Genomic DNA, 16,113 nt, shown 5'->3' with positions numbered 1-16,113 from the left:
GCCGCATGTGCGCATCCGCGCGCTTGCGGCAGACCGACCGCGCCGGTCAGTCGAGACGCTCGAGATCGAGCTTGACCGAATGCCGGCGAAAATCGCTCGGCGGCACGCCCATGTGCTGCGCGAAGAAGCGAGTGAAGTGGCTATGCTCTTCGAAGCCGAGCTCGTCCGCGATGTCGGCGAGCGGCCGGTCACTCTCCGCGAGCAGCCGGATGGCGTGCGACATTCGAACCCAGTCGATGAAGTGTTGCGGCGAGATGCCCATGCAGCGCCGGAATTGCTCGAAGAAACGCGACCTCGACAGCCCGACTTCGGAGGCGACCTGCGTGACCGTCATGTTCTCGGACGGCGTGCGCTTGATGAAGTCGAGCGCCTTCCGGATTCTGAAGTCGACCGGCCGTGTCGACGGTGCGATGCGTGTCGTCAGCTCCGGATCGGCAAAATCGCGCCCGAGCGCCGTGACGAGATCCTCGAGGATCGGCAGGCAGCCGGCATCCTGCGCAACGAGATGATTCGTGATGGCGGCCGCCAAACGGTCGACGTGATGCTGCACGTCGGGCGTCACGACAACCATCCTGCGCGGGAAGATGTCGGCCGGGCCGCCGTCCGCCAGGCCGAGCCGTTTGCGCAACCAGGGCGTTTCGATCACGAGCGACAGGATCAGCGAGGGCGTGTCCTTGTTCGCGCACTTTGCGTGTTCGACCCACGGATTCAGGCAGATGGCGGAGTCCGCACTGAGCGTGCATTCCTCGGCACCCATCCGGAAATCGCAGTCGCTCCCGCCGAGCTTGAACAGGAACTGGTACTGCGAGTGCGCATGCGCGACAAGCGGCCGGCTGATGAAGTTCACCGTGGCACGGCCGAATTCGCCTTGCAGTATCCATACCGGCTTTTCCGATTCCATTGCTGCTAGCACCATTTCAACCTTCTCCGGTATCGCCGCGGCTGGAGCGCTATCGCGATAATGAGGCGTCGCTTGAACGTCCGCATAAGCCGTCTACTTAATCAAATGCCCGGCGGCACGTCAATCCGGGGAAGATCGCAGATGTTGCTTGCGCAACGCTCGACACGCATCGCCACAAAAAACCGGACGATCGGGTAAGTGGCCGCTTCAACCGACCATCGCCGATGCAACGCGCACGATAGAGTGTGACGCGAGCGGGCTGCATGGCGCAGCCCCGATTGGTCTGAGCTGACGAGAGGCTGAGGATGAAGGCATGGTTTGAACGCGAAGCTATCCGTTTCGCCTATGAGGAATCGGGTCCGCAAGAAGCACCGGTGGTCGTTTTCAGTCATGGCTTTCTGATGGATAGCGAAATGTTTCGCCCCAACGTCGATGCGCTGAACGACACATTTCGTTGTGTCGTCTGGGATCAACGCGGCTTCGGCTCGACGGGGCCGATCGACCGGGCGTTCAGCTACTGGGATTCGGCACGCGACCTGATCGCGCTGCTCGATCACCTTGAAATTGCATCGGCTTCGCTGGTAGGGATGTCGCAGGGCGGTTTCGTGTCGATGCGCGCGGCGATGCTCGAACCCGCCAGGTTCCGCGCGCTCGCGCTTATCGCGACGCGGAGCGATCTCGACGACGCATCGGTGACCGGCTCGTTCGAGGAACTCAAGACGGAGTGGGCGCGTAACGGGGCAGCGAATGTCGCCGCGCACCTCGCCGGGTTCTTGCTCGGTGCCGACTATCCCGCGTCGGCGTGGATCGAGAAGTGGCTGAGAATGCCGCGCGAAAACTTCGAATACCCGGTCGATGCGCTGACGGCGCGCGACGATGTTACGCCGCGGCTCGGCGAGATCACTCATGCGTCGATCGTATTCCATGGCGATGCCGATGCAGCCATCCCGCTCCGTTGCGGCGAGGCACTTGCCGAAAGGCTGCCGAACTCAAAAGGACTGGTCAGTGTGGCCGGTGCCGGACACACGCCGAACCTGACCCACGCTCACGATGTCAATCCGAAGCTGAGGGATTTCCTGTTGCGCTACGGGCGCTGATCGCATCGATTCCTTCCCGCTGACGACGCGGCTCTACTCGCGTATTCGTCAGATGTCAGGCTTAAACAGAGGAATCCGAATGAGATCAGGCGTTTGTCGATCCATCGAGGTCGATTTTATTCGCGGGGTCGTGCTGATCGTGATCGCCATCGATCACGTGTCGGGCAGTGCATTGGCGAAGTTCACGTTGCATGGTTATGCCTTCTGCGATGCGGCGGAAGTATTCGTGTTCCTGGCAGGTTACGCGTCCGCCGCCGGCTACGGCGCCATTGAGGCGAAGCATGGCCACGATGCGGCGCGGGTCAGGTTTGTCAGGCGCAGCGAACAGATCTACCGGGCCTATCTCGTCACGGCCGGTCTGATGCTCGGATGTGGAGCGCTGATGACGACACTCCATCTTCACACGCCGATGATCGCGCAAACCGAATGGCCGCTCTTTGCGAGGCAGCCGTTGGCGATGGCCGGCGAAATCGCGATCTTCCGGCATCAGCCGTATCTCGCCGCGGTATTGCCGATGTATGCATTGTTTGCGTTATGCGTGAGTATCGTCGCGCCTTACGCGCGGGGCATGCCTGTCGTCACATCGCTTGTCAGTCTCGCAACATGGCTCCTCGCGCCGCTGCTTGGCCCGATGCTGCCCAGTGCGAGTGGAAACGGCTGGGGATTCAATCCGTTTGCATGGCAGTTGATGTTCGTATCCGGGATGCTCGTGCGATTGCATCCGGTGCCTGCGGCTTTCCATGCGTCCCGGACGGGAGCGTGGCTGACACGTATCTCGATCTGTATTGCCTTGGCTTTTGCGGTGACGAAGCTCGCGCTTCAGCCGCAGCCGATGCCTGGCGTCATGAAACAGAATCTCGCGTCGATACGTGTCATCGGTTTTGCCGTGATCGCGTGGCCGGTTGCGGTCATGATGCATCGTGGCTGGTTGCGTGGTGTTGCGCATCGCTCGCGTTTCATCGTGAACGTCGGCCAGCAGGGAGTCGCCTGCTTTGTCGTGGGTGCGGTCGCCTCGCTCCTGATCGACACCGCGTTGAGAGCGAGCGAACCCCATCGCGTTCCGTTCTTCATGGGACTGGCAGGCGACGTGCTCGTATTCGCGGTACTGGTCGGCACTGCCGCGGTGGCGCGCAGGTGCAGGCGTCGCGCCGCGGTTTCCCGCACTGCCGGGACGATGGGCGCGGACGACGAAATGCGGACGATCTGGTAAGCGGGCGCATCCTTCGGTCAACGCCCCCTGAGATGCGAGCCGTATAGTCCTGTGAACGAGAATCTGGACACGTCATCCGATGTGCGCCATTCGACGGAGGCGGGTGGAGCGGGCCTCCCTGATTTCCGGGGGCACTGCCGTCGGTGGCTCGCGTCCCTTAAGGAAGGAACATGCTCTTCATCGTATATTGCGTCGATCACCCGGGTATGGCGGAGCGTCGACAGACTCATTTTGCAGCGCATAAGGCGCGGTTGCTGGCTTCACCGTTGAAGGCGCGGATTGCCGGGCCGCTCATCGATCCGGACGGCTCGGTGGGCGGGAGCCTGTTTCTCTATGAAGCGGACGATATCGACGCAGTGAGGCGACTCGTACATGAAGACCCGTTCAACACGGAACGCATCTGGAAGACGGTCGACATCCGGCTTTTCCTGAACAGGGCAGACGAGCATTGATGCGTTGTCGCGCGGTCCATCGGATCCGGGTTACGCCGCCGTGAGCGGGCACAGGCAGATGCGGGCCGTCTCTTGCGCAGTATTGCCGGCCCGGTCCGTTGCAGTTGTTCCACTGCGGGACATGGAACATGACGAGAACAAAAAACCCGCGAGGGCATGCGCTGTCGCGGGTTTTTGAAAATGCTCGAAACGCGGAGAAACCGCATCTGGTGCCGACGGCGAGACTCGAACTCGCACAGCTTTCGCCACTACCCCCTCAAGATAGCGTGTCTACCAATTTCACCACGTCGGCACTGCACTACAAGGGGCGCAATTCTAGCGTCACATTGCGCGTTTGTGAAGGGGGTATGACACGATTGCGGTGCGCGCGAAGGCGATCCCGGTAGAATTCGGTCGACCGGTCCGACGACCATCGCAACCGCAACCCGCTTTCTCCCAGTGACCACCACTCTCGAACAACTGCAGGCCGGACAACTGTCGGGCGCCCGGCAACTCAAGCTCGCGTGCGGGCTGACCGAATTTCCGCGCGAGATTTTCGATCTGGCCGACACGCTCGAAGTGCTCGACCTGTCCGGCAATGCGCTCACCGCGCTGCCGGACGACCTGTCGCGGCTGCATCGCCTGCGCATCCTGTTCGCGTCCGGCAACCGCTTCACCACCTTCCCCGACGTGCTCGGCGCGTGTGCGCAACTCGACATGATCGGCTTCAAGGCGAACCGGATCCGCACGGTGCCGCGCGGATCGCTGCCGCGCGCGCTGCGCTGGCTGATTCTTACCGACAACGAAATCGATGCGCTGCCCGCCGAGATCGGCGACTGCTCGCGATTGCAGAAGCTGATGCTCGCCGGCAACCGGCTGCGCGCGCTGCCGGCCGAAATGGCCGCGTGCCGTGCGCTCGAACTGGTGCGCCTGTCGGCGAATCGGCTGGACGAATTGCCCGACTGGTTAACGCGCCTGCCGCGCCTCGCGTGGCTTGCATACTCCGGCAATCCGTTCAGCGCCGCGCCGGAAGTCGCGGCGTCGGCCGGGCCGGAGGTCGCGGACGTCGACTGGGCGTCGCTCTCGTGCGAGCAGAAGCTGGGCGAAGGCGCGTCGGGCGTCATTTACCGCGCGCAATGGCAGGCGGACGGTCATGCGCCGCGCGCGGTCGCGGTCAAGCTGTTCAAGGGCACGGTGACGAGCGACGGGCTGCCCGACTGTGAAATGGCCGCATGCCTGCACGCCGGCCGCCACCCGAACGTGATCCCGGTGATCGGCAAGGTGCGCGGTCATCCGGACGGCACGCACGGCCTCGTGATGGAACTGGTCGACCCGGCGCTCGCGAACCTTGCCGGGCCGCCGAGCTTCGCAACCTGCACGCGCGACGTGTATGCGGCCGATGCGCGATTCGAGCCGGAAGAGGCCGTGCGGATCGCGCACGGCATCGCGTCGGCCGCATGCCATCTGCACGCGCGCGGCATCATGCATGGCGACCTGTATGCGCACAACATCCTGCACGACGGTGAAGGCGGCGCGCTGCTGGGCGATTTCGGTGCGGCATCGTTCTACGACACGAGCGACGCGCAGCATGGCGCCCGGCTCGAACGGCTGGAAGTCCGCGCGTTCGGCCATCTGCTCGGCGAACTGCTCGCGCACTGCGCGCCGCACACATGGGGCAGGGCGCGTGACCTGGAAGCGCTCGCGATGGCTTGCGTGAGCGAGGACATCGACACCCGGCCGTCGTTCGACGGGATCGTCGACGCGCTGGCCGCGTGGAAGGTCTGACGGGGAAGGGTTGCCCGCCGGGGCGTCCGTTGCCCGGCGTGCGTACGCTTAAGCCTGCCGCGCAGTCAGCAGCTTGATCCCGAGCCCGACGAACAGCAGCCCGCTGGCGCGCTTGAGCGTGCGCACCGCGCGGCTCATGCCGAAGCCGCGATGAAATCGGCGCACGCCGGCCGAATACACGCTGTGAACGACCACGACGGTGCATGCGATCGTCGCGTACATCACGACGAACTGCAGCGCGAGCGGGCGGTCGTGCACGACGAACTGCGGCATGAACGCCGACAGGAAGATCATCGTCTTCGGATTGCTGCCCGACACGAACAGCGGTGGCATCGCGGCGAGCACGGCGCCGACGCCGAGCGCGACGAGCAGCACGACCACGCCCTGCGCGACGAGGTTGCCCGCGATGGTCGCGGCGGTGCCGTGCGAGCCGTAGCGCACCGTGTTGCGGATGACGAGCAGCACGTTGGGCCCCGGCGACAGCGTCGTGGCGAGATAGGCTGCGGCAAACAAGATCCAGGTCTGAATGGACATGCGTCGCTCCGAGAGGCGGTTCCGGCGGTCGGGGTGAAGCGATGATGCCACGCCAAAATGGCGCAAGCACCCGTCGGAACCGGCGCGGTGCGTCAGCGCGCGTCGCGCATGCAGTACGCGGGGATCGACGGCGGCGTATCGATCGCGGCGGGCCGCGTCATCCACGCGATCCACGCGGCCCATAACCCGCAGGCGATCAGCACGGCGACATTCAGTGGCGTCCGGTAGCGGACGATCAGGTCGGCCAGCGACAGGCGGTTCTTCATGTTCGTCTCCATCGGTGGTTGCGCATGCAACGTTACTGATTACTGGCCGGTATACGACGGCGCCTTCGCGTCGCAGGTCACGGACACCGTCGAGCCGTCCGCGAAATGCAGCCGGAACGGCACCTTCGCGCCGGGCGCGACGGGCTGGCGCGGTTGCTCCAGCATCACGTGATAGCTCTTCGGCTTGAACGTCACGGTGCCGTGCGCGGGCACCTCGACCGCGTCGACGTGAACCATCTTCGCGGTGCTGCCGTTCGTCTGCGTTTCATGCACCATCGCCATCCCGTACGCGGGGGTGTCGATGCCTGTCAGCGTGGCGGGCGCATCGCCGTTGTTCTTCAGTGTGAAGTAACCGGACGACGGCACCGTCGCCGGCATCGCGCGGATCCAGCAGTTGTCGGCCTGCACGGCCGGTGCGGCGAACGTGGCAGGGGCTTGCAGCGCCAGCAGCGCGAAGAGCAGGCTGGTCGGAATCGAGCGTTTCATCGTTTGTTCTCCTTATCGGGTGTGCTGCGTGGGGCGTCGAGGGCAATGCGATCGGTGCGGCATGCCGATGCGCATCGCGTGCATCACTTCAGCGTGAACGTGTAGCCGCCTTTCGTGCGATGACCGTCGCGGGCTGCCGCGACCCACGCGACCGTGTACGTGCCGGCCGTCAGGTTGGCCAGCGCGACGTGCATCCGCTTCCGGTTGCCGGCGTCGACGGCCGATTTCCCGTCGGCGACCGACTGCCCGTGGCTGTCGGTGACGGCGATCGAGCTGAAGGCCGGCTCGAGCGCTTCGCTGAAATCGATCGTGACCGCGTGCGGCGCGCTCGAAAGCGTGGCGTTGGCGGCTGGTTCCTGCGTCTTCGGGAGCGCGTGGGCGTGGGCGGCCTGGATGGCGACGAAGCCGAGTGCGGCGAGTGCGCCGCGAACGAAAGTGGCGGTTTTCATGGCTGGTTGTGCGAGTGGCGAATCGGATGGAGATACACGGATTCGACGGACGGATGCGCGAGCCGAATCGCAGCGGCACCGATGCCGGCTGCGGTCGGCACGAACGCGTGCGGCCGGACGTTCGCATGCGAGCGAAGATCGGCGCAGCAGTACGAACCGGAAGCGGCCAGCCGCACGCGCGGCACGACGCCGCGCGCAACACGGTGACACATGATCGTCCTTCGAAACGTGACACGTCACGCACGCCGGTGGCGCGCGCGGATCGCGCGATGCGCTACGGCATCACGCGTGACGACGACGGTTCAGGACGCGAACGGAGGGGCGCGCGGCTGCGCGGCCGTGAGCGGCAGCGCGCGGCGCAGGCTGTCGAAGCGGGTTGCTTCGCGGTGCTGGATGACGCGCACGTTGGCCGCGAACGTCAGTTCGGGCGCGGGCAGTGCGGGCGTATGGGCAAGCAGGCTGCAGTAGCCGCATGCCTGGAGATGGGCCTGCAGGCTCTTCGACGACGAATCGGCGGAGCGCTCGCCGGTGGCCGGCGCGGCCGTGCAGTAGCCGGCCAGCAATGCATCGACGCGGCCTTGCGTCGTCAGCGCCTGCGAGATCGTCGGCGCGAGCGCCGTCATCAGGATGGCGAGCATCCCGATCAGACTGCCGATCTTCCGGAGACGACGACTCAGCATGCGATGCGCGGCGGCGTATGGGCGACGATGGTGCGGATTATGCCACGCACGTCGATCCGCATGTCGGCAGCGGCGTGCGGCATCGCGGCACGCTGTGCGTGCTTCGCCGGACATTTCGTGATCGGCATCATCTGCGCAGCCAGGCCCTGATCGCTCGTGTCACACGATCACCCGTTGCAGGACGGTGTGCGGCCGCACGCCGCGTCTAGTCGAGCATGACCGCGTCGGGTACGTCGAGCACGAGGTCCGACGTCGCGACGGCCACGCACGGCAGCGTATAGCCGTCGGCCTTCTCCTCGCGACTCAGCCCCGGCCATTCGATCGTGTAGCGTACGCTGCCGCTGACGATCCGGCAAAGGCAGCTTCGGCACGTGCCGTTGCGGCACGAGCGCGGCAGCGACACGCGCGCGAACGCGGCGGCCTCGAGCACCGTCAGCGAATCGGGCGCATCGAAGGTCGCGCCGAGCGGCTCGATGCGTACGAGGGGAGGGTGTTCGGGATCGGTCATGGTTGAAACAGGCGGCGGTTCGGCGGCAACGCGCCAAGCATACCCGAAGCCGCTTGCGGCCGGCGCCCGCCGGCCGTGGGTGTCAGTGCCGGCGCAGGTACCGGTACACGGTATTGCGTGCGAGGCCGAGCTCGCGCGCGGCCGCCGACACGTTGCCGCCGTGCCGCGCGAGCACCGCGTCGATCACCGCGGCCTGATGGCTTTGCAGCGTCGTTCCTTCGCGCGGGTCGGCCGGAGCTGTCGCGGCCGCTGCAGCGGGTGCCGCCGGCGCATCGTCGCAGTCGAGCCAGAAATCGTCGGGCAGATGCGCGAGCGTGATTTCGGCTTCGTCCTCGGCGAGCATGCCGGCGGTGCGCAGCACGTTGGTCATCTGCCGCAGGTTGCCGGGCCAGCGATGGCGCGTGAACGCGTCGAGCACGTCGGCCGCGATGCGGCGCGGCATCGGCTCGCTGCGGGCGAGCCGCGAGAGAATCCGGTCCACTAGCGCGGGCAGGTCGGTACGCGCGGCGAGCGCCGGCAGCGTGACCGCGAGCCCGTTGATCCGATAGAACAGGTCTTCGCGGAACGTGCCTTCCGCGATCATCGCGCGCAGGTCGCGATGGGTTGCGCAGACCACGCGCACGTCGACCGGCACCGCGCGTGCGCCGCCGAGCGGCATCACCGCGCGTTCCTGCAGCACGCGCATCAGCCTGACCTGCTGTGCGAGCGGCATGTCGCCGATTTCGTCGAGAAACAGCGTGCCGCCGTCGGCCTGCGCGATCTTGCCGGGGCTGCCGCGCTTGCGCGCGCCCGTGAACGCGCCGTCCTCATAACCGAACAGTTCGGCCTCGATCAGCGAATCGGGCAGCGCCGCGCAGTTGACCGCGACGAACGGGCCGTCCGCGCGAGGCGACGCGTGGTGCAGCGCGCGGGCGAGCCATTCCTTGCCGGTGCCGGTCTGGCCGAGGATCAGCAGCGGCAGGTCGCGCCCGCGGATCTTCGCGACGCGTTCGAGCACGGCGGCCATGCGCGTGTCGCCGGTGTCGAGCGTCGCGAACGTGATCGCGTCGGGGTCCGGCGCACGCATGCGCGCTGCCGGTGCGGGCGGCGTGACGGCGACGGCTGTGCGCTGCGCGTCCGCGAATTCGCAGCGCGCGAGTACGCGTACGCCGGTCGACAGCGTGAGACGGAACGTCGCGCCGGGCGCGCGCGCCGCCTGCTGCGCGAGCTGGCCGAAACGCATGCCGAACAGCGCGTCGCAGCCTTGATGCTGCAATGCATCGAACGGTGCGCCGAGCTGGAATTGTGCGCTGCGGTTCGCGGCGATCAGCCCGCCGTCGGGGCCGAACGCGACGAGCCCCGCGAACAGCGAGTCGACGCAATCCTCGTGCGCGTGAAAGCGCAGCCGCAGTGCTTCCGCACACTGGTTCGCGAACAGGTGGTTCTCGATCAGCTGCGCGGACATCCGCACGAGCGCGAGCGTATGCGGGCTCGAGCCGTGCGGGTCGCCGCTGACGTCGAGCGTGCCGAGCGTGCGGCCGAACGGATCGAAGATCGGCGCGCACGAGCAGGTGAGGATGTGATTGGCGCGCAGGAAGTGTTCCGAGCCGTGCACCGCGACGGCCTGGCCCGATGCGAGCGCGGTGCCGATCGCGTTGGTGCCGCGCGCGCCTTCGGCCCACGAGACGCCGGTGCACAGCGCGACGCGGTTGGCTTTCTCGATGAAGTCCGCGTCGCCGATGCTGTGCAGGATCACGCCGTCGGCGTCGGTCAGCAGCACGAGGCTTTGCGTATCGGCGATTTGCGCGTGGAGGTTCTCCATCACCGGGCGGGCGTGCGAGAACAGTGCGTGATTCGTATCGAGCAGTTCGCGCAGCGCGATGCGCGACAGCGGCGAGAAATCGGGGCGCTCGTCTGCGCGCAGGCCGACCGCGGTCGAACGCGCATGCGCCTGCGCGAGCAGGTCGGTGCGACCCGCGGTGGCGGGCAGCACGAAGGGTTGCGGCATGACTTGTCTCCTGTCGGTCCCAGTTAGCGCTTCAGCGCTTACTGGGACCCCATGCTTCGCGGTCGGTCCCAGTTAGCGCTTCAGCACTTACTGTGGTCCCATGCTTCGCGGTCGGCCTCGGTCAGCGCTTCAGCGCTTACTCGGGCCCCATGCTCCTCGATCGGCCAATCCCGTGCCTCGGTACTTGCCGAATCCTTATCGCCGAAACCCCTGACGAATTCCACATTCCGCTTGCGGCGCACCATCGGGCACGAAGGCCGACCATCCGGGTACGCATCATCATACAAGCGCCACGTGCGATGCGCGACTGCGGACAAAATCCACTTGCTTTTAAATGCCCGCATGCAATGATGGAAACGGAGCACGCACGCGCCGTGTTCCGCATTGCAACATGCATGCGACGTGACATGCATCCGTTCGGGAGACGCATCATGGTTCGGACGGAACTGAGAGTCGTGCTGGCGGCCATCGCCACCTTCATCATGCTGGGCGGCATTGCCGTGGCGATCCACGGGCTGCTGTTCGATCTGAACGATGCGGTGCGATACGGGGCGGCCGCGATTGCGGTGGGCGTCACGACGGCCGCGATCGCGCTCAACGTCTGGCCCACCGATCCGCACTGACGTCCGTTTCCGAAACGGTGCCGGATGCCGCGCTGATCTGATGAAATGCGCGTCGGAACGACGCACGCCGGAAAATTTGTCTCCTGCGCGAAACCGTCTAAAGTGGAAAGCAACCGGCATGCATTGTCCGCGCCATACCCCGCGGACGGTGCCGCTGCTGGCGAGCCCGCGTAGATTTCGTCCGGCCGGTAGCGGACGACGGACGCGGTCATTCGTGTTCTACCGGTCGAGGCGGCTTCATGCAGATCCATTTCACGAACGAGAAGCCTGAATATTCGGGGCGTGACCTGATGCTTGGGTTCACGGCGCTGGTCAATGGCGAGCGCGTCCAATGTCAGATCACCGCCGAGGCGCTGGAAGACCACTTCGGCGCGGCATCGCCGCGCTTCGAGGACATGGTCGGCGCATTCGACCAGCACCGCGATCGCATCGAGGCGGCCGCACGGCGCCTGCTGTCGGAGACGCGCGCGCAATGCGTGACGCTGCGCAGCGGTTACGTTCGCTTCTACGAGGCGAACTGGCGCTGAACCGGACGACCGGACAGCGACGGAGCGGGCGCCGAATACCGGCGCCCGTGTCGTATCGGCGCATGCTCGTTCGACCGCACGCTGACGCCGCCTGATGCGCGGCCGATCCGATCGTCGTGCGGCGCGATGGCGTGCCCGTTGTTCCGTTTCGCTCAGTCCGCCGCGGTGAGCGCATATGCGCCCCCTGTTTCGCCGTTCGTTCGCGCGATGCGTGCGAAGCCGGTTTCGGCGAGGTGCATTCCCGCAATCAGCAGGTTGTCCGAAGCGGCCTCGGCGAGTGTTGCCGCGCGCGTCGCAAACGCCTGCGACGGATCGTGATCGAACGCGATCGAGACGTCCGGGCGAGCCACCTGAATCGGCGCGAAATGCACGAGATCGCCCCAGATCAGCAGGCACTCGCCACGCGATTCGACGCGATAGCCGGTGTGACCGGGCGTATGCCCCGGCAGCGGCACGGCTGCGATGCCGGGCAGCACGCCGCCTGCTTCGATGGTGCGCAGCTTCGCCCGATAGACGTCGAAAGTGTGCCGCGCGATCCGGAAATTGACGCGAGCTCGCTCATTCGCTCGATCGTACGATTCATCGTCCAGCCAGAACGCGCGTTCCCGTTCGTGAATGACCACCTCCGCATCCGGAAAGGTCGGCTGCCCGCTCGCGTCGAGCAGGCCGCCGATGTGGTCCGGATGCGCGTGCGTCAGCAGGATCGTGTCGATGTCGCGCGTATCGACGCCGGCTCGCGACAGCGATGGAATCAAATGGCCGCCCCAGTTCCGGATGCCGCCGGCGCCGGCATCGACAAGCACGGTGCGGCCGTTCCCGCGTATCACATAACAGTTGATGTTCACGCTGGACGGCGTGTGGATGCCCGTCTGGTGCATGATGCCGGTCGCGTCGTCGAGCGCGATGTTCGAAAGCAGGTCGAGGCCGACCGTCAGCGTGCCGTCGCTGATCGCGGTGACCGTGAAATCGCCGATCCGGCGGCACGGGAACGGGAAGCAGGGAAGAGGTTCGCTCATGGTTCAATGTCGGGCGTGAAGGTGGGCCGTGTCGTAGCCGAAGCAGCGGATGCGTGCGACGAATCCGGTATGGCGGAGAATTTCGCGATCCAGCGCGGTCGTGAATCGACCCATTAACTCAGTGGTGCGAAACGATTCGAGACGGTAGCGGATTTCGGCGCTGACGGGATGTCCGCAGCCGTGCCTGATCGGGACATGAACGACATGGACCGTGCCGGGTGCGGCCCGCAACACGTCGGTGCAGAGGGTCGCGCAGGCCGACGAGAGCGCGTCGAGTGCGGCGTGCGACGGCATGCTTGCCTCGGGGAAGAAAATGATGATGCTGGGCATGGCCGGGCTCCCGTCAGCGTGCGAACGCCGGTGCCGACGCGCTGACGAGTTGGTCGCCCATCGGCGCGTAGAGCCGGATGGCGGCGTCGGACGGCTCGGACGCGAGCCGCGCCTGATCGTGCGTCAGGACGGCCAGCCAGCGACAGGCCGGCTGGCGGTCCAGCGAGATCGCGTGAAGTGCGCTGGCTGTTATGCCCGATCGCACGAACGGGGCAGCGTTGTCGCAAACGGCCAGCCACTGATGGCCCGACACGGTTGGCGCGGGGGCTGCGCTGTCGTACACGTTGCGTCTCCACTCGACGATATGCGGCTGCCAGCGCGCGAAATTGCCGCCGCCCTTGTCGCGATACTCGGCCGACGTCAGCACGTCGGGGCTGTCGATCGTGTGAAGCGCGAGGTAGACGGGGCCGTCGCCGCCGACGGCGCGAAAGCGTTGCGACGTGCGGAAGCCGGACACGGAGATCAGCGCCGGAAGCTTGATCCGGCTGTAGAAATCGTTCCACTCGGCTTCGGTGGCAAGGTCGGCGAAGCTGCATTCAACGGCATAGATCATCACGCCTCCACGGGGAGCCGGCGGCGGTCGGGATTGAACGCCGCTCGACTGGTTGAGTTTTTGTCATGATAATCAGGCGATGCAGCGGTGAAAAACGATAGTTCGTCACCCTTCATTGATATTTGATCAAGCTTAGACCGACGACCATCGGACCGGGAGCAAACGTGACGCGACGCAGGATTCCGAGCAATTCGGCATTGATGGCATTCGAGGCCGCGGCGCGGCACGGCAGCTTCGCGCGCGCCGCCGACGAACTGGCGTTGACGGAAGGGGCGATCAGCCGGCAGATCGGCCGGCTGGAGACGTTTCTCGGCGTGGCGCTGTTCGAGCGTGTCGGCAACCGCGTTCGGGTTGCACCGAACGGCGCGCGCTATGCAGCGCAGGTTCGCGAAGTGCTGGACCGGCTCGAGCGCGACAGCCAGTACATGATGGGGCAGCCCGACGATGGCGGCAGCGTCGATATCGCGGTGACGCCGACGTTTGCGACGCGCTGGCTGATTCCGCGGCTCAAGCGGTTCCAGGCGCAGCATCCGAACATCACCGTGCATTTCGCGGATCGCGCCGATCCGTTTGTGCTGGCTGGCAGCGGATTCGATGCGGCGATTCACTTCGAGCATCCGGCCTGGGCCGGCATGCATACGTACCGGTTGTGCGAGGAGGTCCTGGTGCCGGTCTGCCATCCGTCGCTGCTCGCGGGCGGGCATCCGGACGCGTTGCTGGGCAGGCTACCGCGCCTTCACAAGCGCCAGACGCCCGACGCGTGGTCGGCGTACGTGCAGGAGACGGGGTTGCCGGTGAGCAATCCGGCCGCCGGCGCGCGCTACGATCTTTACTCGATGCTGATCGCGGCGGCTCTGGCCGGGCTCGGCGTCGCGCTGGTGCCGCGGCTGTATGTCGACACCGAGATTGCGCAAGGGTTGCTCGCCGCGCCCTGGCCGGACGGTCGGGGCGTAGTCAAGCGCTTCTGTCTCGTGCTGCCCGAAGCGCTGGATCTTGGCGACGGGCCGCTGCAGACCTTTGCGCGCTGGGTGCTCGGGGAGGCGGATGCATGATGCGGCGTCGTCCGCGCCGAGCGCATGCCCGAACGAAAACGCCGCCCGAAGGCGGCGTTTCTCAATGAGCATCGCGCCGAAGCGCATCCGTCATTCGCTGCCGAGATAGAAGTAGCGGAACAGGAACACGGCCGCGATGATCCACACGATCGGCTTGACCGTGCGGGCCTGGCCCGTCAGCAGCTTGAGGCCGCCGTACGCGATGAAGCCGAACGCGACGCCGTTCGCGATCGAGTACGTGAACGGCATCAGCAGCGCGGTCAGCGCGGCCGGCACGGCTTCCGTCGCATCGTCCCAGGGCACGTCGACCATCTCGCGCAGCATCAGGCACGACACGTACAGCAGCGCCGGAGCGGTTGCGTAGCCCGGCACGACGCCGGCGAGCGGCGCGATGAACAGGCACGCGAGGAACAGCACCGCGACGGTGATCGCGGTCATGCCCGTGCGGCCGCCGGCCTGCACGCCCGATGCGCTCTCGATATACGCGGTGGTCGACGACGTGCCGAGCACCGAGCCCGCGACGATCGCCGTGCTGTCGGCGAGCAGCGCCTTGTTCAGGCGGTTCATCTTGCCTTCGACGAGCAGGCCCGCGCGGTTCGCGACGCCCATCAGCGTGCCGGTCGCGTCGAACAGCTCGACGAGGAAGAACACCAGGATCACGTTGATGATGCCGGTCGACAGCGCGGCGCGGATGTCGAGCTTGAACAGCGTCGCGTCGATCGACGGCGGCGCGGAGAACACGCCGTGGAACTGGTTGTCGCCGAAGAAGAACGACAGGATCGTGACGCCGATGATGCCGATCAGGATCGCGCCGCGCACGCGCAGGTGGTCGAGCGTGACGATCGTGAAGAAGCCGACGATCGCGAGGATCGTGTCGTGCTTGTGCAGGTCGCCGAGCGTGACGAGCGTGGCCGGGCTGCCGACGATCACGCCCGACGTCTTCAGCGAGATGATGCCGAGGAACAGGCCGATGCCGGCGGTGATCGAGATCCGCAGCGATTTCGGAATGCCGTTGACGATCGCCTCGCGCACGCGGAACAGCGTGACGAGCAGGAACAGGCAGCCGGAGATGAACACCGCGCCGAGCGCGGCCTGCCACGTGAAGCCCATGCCCTTGACGACCGTGTACGCGAAATACGCGTTCAGGCCCATGCCGGGCGCGCACGCGATCGGGTAGTTCGCGTACAGCCCCATGATGATCGAAGCCAGTGCCGCGACGAGGCAGGTCGCGACGAACACGGATTCCTTCGGCATGCCGGCGTCGCCGAGGATCGCGGGGTTGACGAAGATGATGTAAGCCATCGTCAGGAACGTGGTGACGCCCGCGAGTATTTCGGTGCGGAAGTCGGTGCCGGCTTCAGCGAAGCCGAAATACCGCTTGATGGATTCCATTAGGGCGTTTCTCCGGTCGGGTTGTCGTGTTGCTTGTTGTGCCGAATTGTTGTAAAGGCAGCGGCCGGCTTAATGTAACCAGCCACTATTGCCCGGCTATCGGCGGATTGTAATAGCGCGGATAGCTCGGACGATATAGTTGGAGGGCACGATCGGCTGCCTGCGCGCGAACGGTCTGGCAGCCCGGTCGCGCGATGAAGGCGCGCATTTTACCGGTTCGGGCGGAACGGGCAGGCGGAAAGGGTAAAAACGGGAGCGTGACGAACCGGCTGGGGCTGGCCGATGC

20 protein-coding genes and 1 tRNA gene are annotated in these 16,113 nt (G+C 65.9%); 7 read left to right on the top strand and 14 right to left on the bottom strand.

The features are described 5' to 3' along the window. Positions 1 to 46: 46 nt before the first annotated feature. Positions 47 to 916 carry a helix-turn-helix domain-containing protein gene (locus OEJ37_RS10605; RefSeq protein WP_174417505.1) on the bottom strand — a complete coding sequence of 290 codons (870 nt, stop codon included), beginning with the start codon at positions 914 to 916 and terminating at the stop codon, positions 47 to 49. Positions 917 to 1,206: 290 nt separating this feature from the next. On the opposite strand from OEJ37_RS10605, the gene OEJ37_RS10600 reads away from it, so the two are divergent. From OEJ37_RS10600 to OEJ37_RS10590, 3 genes are all read left to right on the top strand, one after another. Next, positions 1,207 to 1,998, top strand: a complete 792-nt coding sequence (locus OEJ37_RS10600) for an alpha/beta fold hydrolase (RefSeq protein ID WP_263344227.1) — start codon at positions 1,207 to 1,209, stop codon at positions 1,996 to 1,998. A 79-nt stretch (positions 1,999 to 2,077) separates the two neighbouring features. Next, positions 2,078 to 3,208, top strand: a complete 1,131-nt coding sequence (gene opgC, locus OEJ37_RS10595; protein WP_263344226.1) for an OpgC domain-containing protein — start codon at positions 2,078 to 2,080, stop codon at positions 3,206 to 3,208. A 170-nt stretch (positions 3,209 to 3,378) separates the two neighbouring features. Further along, entirely contained in the window at positions 3,379 to 3,660 is a 282-nt protein-coding gene (locus tag OEJ37_RS10590; protein ID WP_263344224.1) for a YciI family protein, read from the top strand. 207 nt (positions 3,661 to 3,867) lie between these two features. On the opposite strand, the gene OEJ37_RS10585 is transcribed toward OEJ37_RS10590, so the two are convergent. Then, positions 3,868 to 3,952: transfer RNA gene (locus tag OEJ37_RS10585), tRNA-Leu, on the bottom strand. Between the two features lie 146 nt (positions 3,953 to 4,098). Between OEJ37_RS10585 and OEJ37_RS10580 the strand changes: the two genes are divergently transcribed. Then, complete coding sequence (locus OEJ37_RS10580; RefSeq protein WP_263344223.1) at positions 4,099 to 5,424, top strand: protein kinase; 1,326 nt, start codon at positions 4,099 to 4,101, stop codon at positions 5,422 to 5,424. A 48-nt stretch (positions 5,425 to 5,472) separates the two neighbouring features. Here OEJ37_RS10580 and OEJ37_RS10575 read toward each other — a convergent pair whose 3' ends face one another. The 8 genes from OEJ37_RS10575 to OEJ37_RS10540 all read right to left on the bottom strand — a co-directional run bounded on the left by OEJ37_RS10575 (position 5,473) and on the right by OEJ37_RS10540 (position 10,334). Then, entirely contained in the window at positions 5,473 to 5,958 is a 486-nt protein-coding gene (locus OEJ37_RS10575; protein WP_263344221.1) for a LysE family translocator, read from the bottom strand. A 92-nt stretch (positions 5,959 to 6,050) separates the two neighbouring features. Continuing rightward, positions 6,051 to 6,224, bottom strand: a complete 174-nt coding sequence (locus tag OEJ37_RS10570; protein WP_175944190.1) for a hypothetical protein — start codon at positions 6,222 to 6,224, stop codon at positions 6,051 to 6,053. 39 nt (positions 6,225 to 6,263) lie between these two features. Continuing rightward, positions 6,264 to 6,710, bottom strand: coding sequence for a copper chaperone PCu(A)C (locus tag OEJ37_RS10565; RefSeq protein WP_174417498.1), 447 nt, complete (start codon positions 6,708 to 6,710; stop codon positions 6,264 to 6,266). A gap of 83 nt (positions 6,711 to 6,793) precedes the next feature. Next, entirely contained in the window at positions 6,794 to 7,159 is a 366-nt protein-coding gene (locus tag OEJ37_RS10560; protein ID WP_174417497.1) for a copper resistance protein CopC, read from the bottom strand. Next, the gene (locus tag OEJ37_RS10555; protein ID WP_263344220.1) at positions 7,156 to 7,371 is read right to left on the bottom strand and encodes a hypothetical protein; all 216 of its coding nucleotides are present in this window, start codon (positions 7,369 to 7,371) and stop codon (positions 7,156 to 7,158) included. Before OEJ37_RS10555 ends, OEJ37_RS10560 begins: the two co-directional genes overlap by 4 nt. Positions 7,372 to 7,461: 90 nt before the next feature. Beyond that, positions 7,462 to 7,839 (bottom strand): DUF2946 domain-containing protein, encoded by a 378-nt coding sequence (locus tag OEJ37_RS10550; RefSeq protein WP_175918427.1) that lies wholly within the window; start codon positions 7,837 to 7,839, stop codon positions 7,462 to 7,464. Positions 7,840 to 8,044: 205 nt separating this feature from the next. Continuing rightward, positions 8,045 to 8,347 carry a 2Fe-2S iron-sulfur cluster-binding protein gene (locus OEJ37_RS10545; RefSeq protein ID WP_152856787.1) on the bottom strand — a complete coding sequence of 101 codons (303 nt, stop codon included), beginning with the start codon at positions 8,345 to 8,347 and terminating at the stop codon, positions 8,045 to 8,047. Positions 8,348 to 8,429: 82 nt separating this feature from the next. Next, entirely contained in the window at positions 8,430 to 10,334 is a 1,905-nt protein-coding gene (locus OEJ37_RS10540; protein WP_175944196.1) for a sigma-54-dependent Fis family transcriptional regulator, read from the bottom strand. 347 nt (positions 10,335 to 10,681) lie between these two features. On the opposite strand from OEJ37_RS10540, the gene OEJ37_RS10535 reads away from it, so the two are divergent. Beyond that, complete coding sequence (locus tag OEJ37_RS10535; RefSeq protein WP_317891528.1) at positions 10,682 to 10,957, top strand: DUF2964 domain-containing protein; 276 nt, start codon at positions 10,682 to 10,684, stop codon at positions 10,955 to 10,957. 239 nt (positions 10,958 to 11,196) lie between these two features. Continuing rightward, the gene (locus tag OEJ37_RS10530; protein WP_034180648.1) at positions 11,197 to 11,484 is read left to right on the top strand and encodes a DUF1488 domain-containing protein; all 288 of its coding nucleotides are present in this window, start codon (positions 11,197 to 11,199) and stop codon (positions 11,482 to 11,484) included. Positions 11,485 to 11,636: 152 nt separating this feature from the next. Here the strand turns inward: OEJ37_RS10530 and OEJ37_RS10525 are convergent, their stop codons facing one another. The 3 genes from OEJ37_RS10525 to OEJ37_RS10515 are packed head-to-tail and all read right to left on the bottom strand — an operon-like array spanning position 11,637 to position 13,383. Beyond that, complete coding sequence (locus OEJ37_RS10525; protein ID WP_174417494.1) at positions 11,637 to 12,500, bottom strand: MBL fold metallo-hydrolase; 864 nt, start codon at positions 12,498 to 12,500, stop codon at positions 11,637 to 11,639. Between the two features lie 3 nt (positions 12,501 to 12,503). After that, positions 12,504 to 12,830 carry a hypothetical protein gene (locus tag OEJ37_RS10520; RefSeq protein WP_175918424.1) on the bottom strand — a complete coding sequence of 109 codons (327 nt, stop codon included), beginning with the start codon at positions 12,828 to 12,830 and terminating at the stop codon, positions 12,504 to 12,506. A 13-nt stretch (positions 12,831 to 12,843) separates the two neighbouring features. Beyond that, positions 12,844 to 13,383, bottom strand: coding sequence for a sugar ABC transporter (locus tag OEJ37_RS10515; RefSeq protein ID WP_174417492.1), 540 nt, complete (start codon positions 13,381 to 13,383; stop codon positions 12,844 to 12,846). Between the two features lie 200 nt (positions 13,384 to 13,583). Here OEJ37_RS10515 and OEJ37_RS10510 point away from each other — a divergent pair, with 200 nt between their 5' ends. Continuing rightward, positions 13,584 to 14,435, top strand: a complete 852-nt coding sequence (locus tag OEJ37_RS10510; RefSeq protein ID WP_263344219.1) for a LysR substrate-binding domain-containing protein — start codon at positions 13,584 to 13,586, stop codon at positions 14,433 to 14,435. Between the two features lie 90 nt (positions 14,436 to 14,525). On the opposite strand, the gene OEJ37_RS10505 is transcribed toward OEJ37_RS10510, so the two are convergent. Then, on the bottom strand, positions 14,526 to 15,827 hold the full coding sequence (locus OEJ37_RS10505; RefSeq protein ID WP_105392207.1) for an NCS2 family permease: 1,302 nt from the start codon (positions 15,825 to 15,827) through the stop codon (positions 14,526 to 14,528). Positions 15,828 to 16,113 lie beyond the last annotated feature (286 nt).

The sequence above is a fragment of the Burkholderia sp. BKH01 genome (assembly GCF_025685725.1).
Taxonomy (GTDB): Bacteria; Pseudomonadota; Gammaproteobacteria; order Burkholderiales; family Burkholderiaceae; genus Burkholderia; species Burkholderia pyrrocinia_C.
The sequence above is the reverse complement of the archived record's forward strand: the minus strand, read 5'-3'. Positions and strand labels throughout refer to the sequence as shown.

Bases quoted from the DNA above. Each gene is read 5' to 3' on its own strand.
- OEJ37_RS10590 (WP_263344224.1), top strand. From the start codon at position 3,379: ATGCTCTTCATCGTATATTGCGTCGATCACCCGGGTATGGCGGAGCGT.
- OEJ37_RS10605 (WP_174417505.1), bottom strand. From the start codon at position 916: ATGGTGCTAGCAGCAATGGAATCGGAAAAGCCGGTATGGATACTGCAA.
- OEJ37_RS10515 (WP_174417492.1), bottom strand. From the start codon at position 13,383: ATGATCTATGCCGTTGAATGCAGCTTCGCCGACCTTGCCACCGAAGCC.
- OEJ37_RS10530 (WP_034180648.1), top strand. From the start codon at position 11,197: ATGCAGATCCATTTCACGAACGAGAAGCCTGAATATTCGGGGCGTGAC.
- OEJ37_RS10565 (WP_174417498.1), bottom strand. From the start codon at position 6,710: ATGAAACGCTCGATTCCGACCAGCCTGCTCTTCGCGCTGCTGGCGCTG.
- OEJ37_RS10575 (WP_263344221.1), bottom strand. From the start codon at position 5,958: ATGTCCATTCAGACCTGGATCTTGTTTGCCGCAGCCTATCTCGCCACG.
- OEJ37_RS10535 (WP_317891528.1), top strand. From the start codon at position 10,682: ATGATGGAAACGGAGCACGCACGCGCCGTGTTCCGCATTGCAACATGC.
- OEJ37_RS10545 (WP_152856787.1), bottom strand. From the start codon at position 8,347: ATGACCGATCCCGAACACCCTCCCCTCGTACGCATCGAGCCGCTCGGC.
- OEJ37_RS10560 (WP_174417497.1), bottom strand. From the start codon at position 7,159: ATGAAAACCGCCACTTTCGTTCGCGGCGCACTCGCCGCACTCGGCTTC.
- OEJ37_RS10555 (WP_263344220.1), bottom strand. From the start codon at position 7,371: ATGTGTCACCGTGTTGCGCGCGGCGTCGTGCCGCGCGTGCGGCTGGCC.
- OEJ37_RS10540 (WP_175944196.1), bottom strand. From the start codon at position 10,334: ATGCCGCAACCCTTCGTGCTGCCCGCCACCGCGGGTCGCACCGACCTG.
- OEJ37_RS10550 (WP_175918427.1), bottom strand. From the start codon at position 7,839: ATGCTGAGTCGTCGTCTCCGGAAGATCGGCAGTCTGATCGGGATGCTC.
- OEJ37_RS10570 (WP_175944190.1), bottom strand. From the start codon at position 6,224: ATGAAGAACCGCCTGTCGCTGGCCGACCTGATCGTCCGCTACCGGACG.
- OEJ37_RS10525 (WP_174417494.1), bottom strand. From the start codon at position 12,500: ATGAGCGAACCTCTTCCCTGCTTCCCGTTCCCGTGCCGCCGGATCGGC.
- OEJ37_RS10505 (WP_105392207.1), bottom strand. From the start codon at position 15,827: ATGGAATCCATCAAGCGGTATTTCGGCTTCGCTGAAGCCGGCACCGAC.
- OEJ37_RS10600 (WP_263344227.1), top strand. From the start codon at position 1,207: ATGAAGGCATGGTTTGAACGCGAAGCTATCCGTTTCGCCTATGAGGAA.
- opgC (WP_263344226.1), top strand. From the start codon at position 2,078: ATGAGATCAGGCGTTTGTCGATCCATCGAGGTCGATTTTATTCGCGGG.
- OEJ37_RS10520 (WP_175918424.1), bottom strand. From the start codon at position 12,830: ATGCCCAGCATCATCATTTTCTTCCCCGAGGCAAGCATGCCGTCGCAC.
- OEJ37_RS10510 (WP_263344219.1), top strand. From the start codon at position 13,584: ATGGCATTCGAGGCCGCGGCGCGGCACGGCAGCTTCGCGCGCGCCGCC.